The 3,297-nt window shown below is 66.3% G+C and carries 2 protein-coding genes; both read left to right on the top strand.

Translation table 11 applies throughout. From position 1 onward, the window contains the following. The coding region (locus tag MOV75_RS31975) for an acyl-CoA carboxylase subunit beta (RefSeq protein WP_247007311.1) at window positions 1-1,511 on the top strand (1,511 nt) is incomplete at its 5' end. Then, the coding region (locus MOV75_RS31970) for an acetyl/propionyl/methylcrotonyl-CoA carboxylase subunit alpha (protein ID WP_247007310.1) at window positions 1,508-3,297 on the top strand (1,790 nt) is incomplete at its 3' end. The genes MOV75_RS31975 and MOV75_RS31970, both read left to right, overlap by 4 nt.

Below are 3,297 nucleotides of genomic sequence, written 5' to 3'. Positions count from 1 at the left end.
CGCGTGCGGCGTCGGCGGCCGCGAAGGAACGCTTTCACAAGCGCGGCCAGTTGCTGCCGCGTGAGCGCGTCGCGCTGGTGCTCGATCCCGGTGCCCCCTTCATCGAACTGTCCACGCTCGCAGGCTACATGTTCGACGTATCAGATGCCGCCAAGAGCGTGCCCGGCGGCGGTGTCATCGCCGGCATCGGTTTCGTCTCGGGCATCCGCTGCATGGTCAGCGCCAACGACGCCGGCATCGATGCCGGGGCACTGCAACCTTACGGTCTCGACAAGACGCTGCGGGTGCAGGAGCTCGCGCTCGAGAACAAGCTGCCTTATGTCCAGCTCGTCGAAAGCGCCGGCGCCAATCTCTTGCGCTACCGCGTCGAGGACTTTGTCCGCGGCGGCAACATCTTTCGTAATCTCGCCCGGCTCTCGGCGGCAGGCCTGCCCGTCGTCACCGTCACGCATGGCTCTTCGACCGCCGGCGGCGCGTATCAGACCGGTCTCTCCGACTACATCGTCATGGTGCGCGGCCGCACGCGTGCTTTCCTTGCAGGGCCGCCGCTGCTGAAGGCGGCGACCGGCGAGATCGCGACCGAGGAAGAGCTCGGCGGCGCCGAGATGCACACGCAAGTGTCCGGCCTCGGCGACTACCTCGCCGAAGACGATCGCGATGCGCTTCGCATCGCGCGCGAGATCATGGCGGCAATGGAATGGGAACGTCCGGGCAAGGCGCCTCCGCAATTCAAGCCGCCGCGCTACGATCAGGACGAGCTGCTCGGCATCATGCCGATGGACCACAAGCGCACCGTGGACATGCGCCAAGTGATCGCGCGCATCGTCGACGATTCCGATTTCACCGAGATGGCGCCGAACTATGGGCCCGCCACCGTCTGCGGTCATGCCCGCATCGAGGGGCAGGCGATCGGTATCATCACCAATAACGGCCCGCTCGATCCCGCCGGCGCCAACAAGGCGACGCATTTCATCCAGGCCTGCTGCCAGACCCGCACGCCGATCCTCTATCTCAACAACACCACCGGCTACATGGTCGGAAAGGCCTATGAAGAAGCCGGCATGATCAAGCACGGCTCGAAGATGATCCAGGCGGTCACCTCGGCCACCGTGCCTCAGATCACCATCTATTGCGGCGCCTCTTTCGGGGCCGGCAATTACGGCATGTGCGGTCGCGGCTTCCATCCGCGCTTCTGCTTCTCCTGGCCCAACGCCAAGACCGCGGTCATGGGCGGCGAGCAGGCGGCTGAAACCATGGCGATCGTGACCGAGGCCGCCGCGGCGCGGCGCGGCAAGCCCATCGAGAAAGACAAGCTCGATGCCATGAAGGCGCAGATCATCGGCGTGTTCGACGGCCAGATGGACGTGTTCTCGACCAGTGCGCGCGTGCTCGACGACGGCGTGATCGATCCGCGCGACACCCGCGCGGTGCTATCCGAAGTGCTCGCGATCTGCCGCGAGGGCGATGCGCGCACGCCTCAGCGCATGCAGTTTTCGGTGGCCCGCCCATGAGGAACGGATCAGTGCAGCGCCGGCCGTTCTTCAAGGTTTTGGTCGCCAACCGCGGCGAGATCGCATTGCGCGTGATGCGCAGCGCGCGGCAGCTCGGCCTCGGTGTCGTCGCGGTCCATTCGGATGCCGATCGCGACGCGCTCCACGTCAAGCAGGCCGATCAGGCCGTGCGGATCGGCGAAGCCCTGCCGGCGCAATCCTATCTCAACATCCCCGCGATCATCGCCGCCGCGAAAGCCAGCGGCGCGGACGCCGTCCATCCCGGCTACGGCTTCCTCGCCGAGAACGAAGACTTCGCGCAAGCCTGCAAGGATGCCGGCCTCGTCTTCATCGGCCCGTCGCCGCAGGCGATCGAGGCGATGGGCAACAAGGCCGGTGCCAAGGAGATCATGAAAAAGGCCGGCGTTCCCGTCGTGCCCGGCTATCAGGGCGCCGACCAGGGTGACGATGTGATGCTCGCGGAAGCCAAAAAGATCGGCTTCCCCGTGATGATCAAGGCCGTCGCCGGCGGCGGCGGACGCGGCATGCGGATGGTGACGGACGCTGCTTCGTTCCCGGATGCGCTGCGCAGTGCGCGGTCGGAGGCGAAGGCGGCGTTCGGCGATCCCATCGTCATCCTGGAACGCGCCATCCAGAATCCCCGTCACATCGAGATCCAGGTGTTCGGCGACAGCCATGGCAACGCCATCCATCTCGGCGAGCGCGACTGCTCGGTGCAACGGCGGCACCAGAAGCTGATCGAGGAGGCGCCGTCGCCCGCTGTGACGCCGGAGCTGCGCGCAAAAATGGGCGAGGTCGCGGTCGCCGCGGTCAAGGCGCTACGTTACGAGGGCGCCGGCACGCTGGAATTTTTGCTCGATGCGAGCGGCGCGTTCTACTTCATGGAGATGAATACACGTCTTCAGGTCGAGCATCCCGTGACCGAGGCGATCACCGGGCTCGATCTCGTCGAGCTGCAGCTGCGCGTCGCGCGCGGCGAGGCGCTGCCGGTGAATCAGCAGGATATCAAGCTCTCTGGTCACGCCATCGAGGTGCGGCTCTGCTCGGAAGATGCCGAGCACGACTTCATGCCGCAATCGGGCCGCATGGCGCGCTGGCAGGTGCCTGAAAGCATCCGTGTCGAGCACGCGCTGCAATCGGGTTCGGAGATCCCGCCGTTCTACGATTCCATGATCGCCAAGGTGATCAGCCATGGCGTCACGCGCGAGGAGGCGAGGGGGCGGCTGATCGTCGGCCTGGAGCAGCTCACGGCCTTTGGCGTGACCACCAACCAGGCTTTCCTGATGTCGTGCCTGCGTCATCGCGGTTTTGCCAGGGGCGAGGCGACGACGGCCTTCATCGGCGCGCACCGCGACGAGTTGCTGGCGCCGCGGGCGGATGCTGCGTTCGATACGGCGCTGGCGGGCCTGCTGCTCTACGTGACAAATCCGCGTGCACCGTCATGGCGCGGTGGCCGGAGCCTGTCGGCAACGTTCCCTCTGCCGGCGAGAATCGAGATCGCCGGCCAGACGTTCGAGCTCGAAGTCACCCGCGAACGCGACGGCAGCTACGCCGTTGCCACCCACGGCCGACAGGACAGATTTGAGATCGACCAACTCGATGCCGACGCCATCCGCTTCCGCCACGACGGCGTGATGGACAGCGCAAAGTTCCTGCGCGACGGCGATCGGCTCTATCTCCAGCACCGCGGTATCCCGCTCGCGGTGACTGACCTGACCCTCGCTGCGCCGAAGGCCGCTGCCGCCAACGGCGGCGATGGCAAGGTGCGCGCCGCCATGAACGGCCG

This window comes from Bradyrhizobium sp. PRIMUS42, from assembly GCF_023006515.1.
In the GTDB taxonomy this organism is placed as follows: domain Bacteria; phylum Pseudomonadota; class Alphaproteobacteria; order Rhizobiales; family Xanthobacteraceae; genus Bradyrhizobium.
This window is presented reverse-complemented; position numbering and strand designations above follow the sequence as displayed.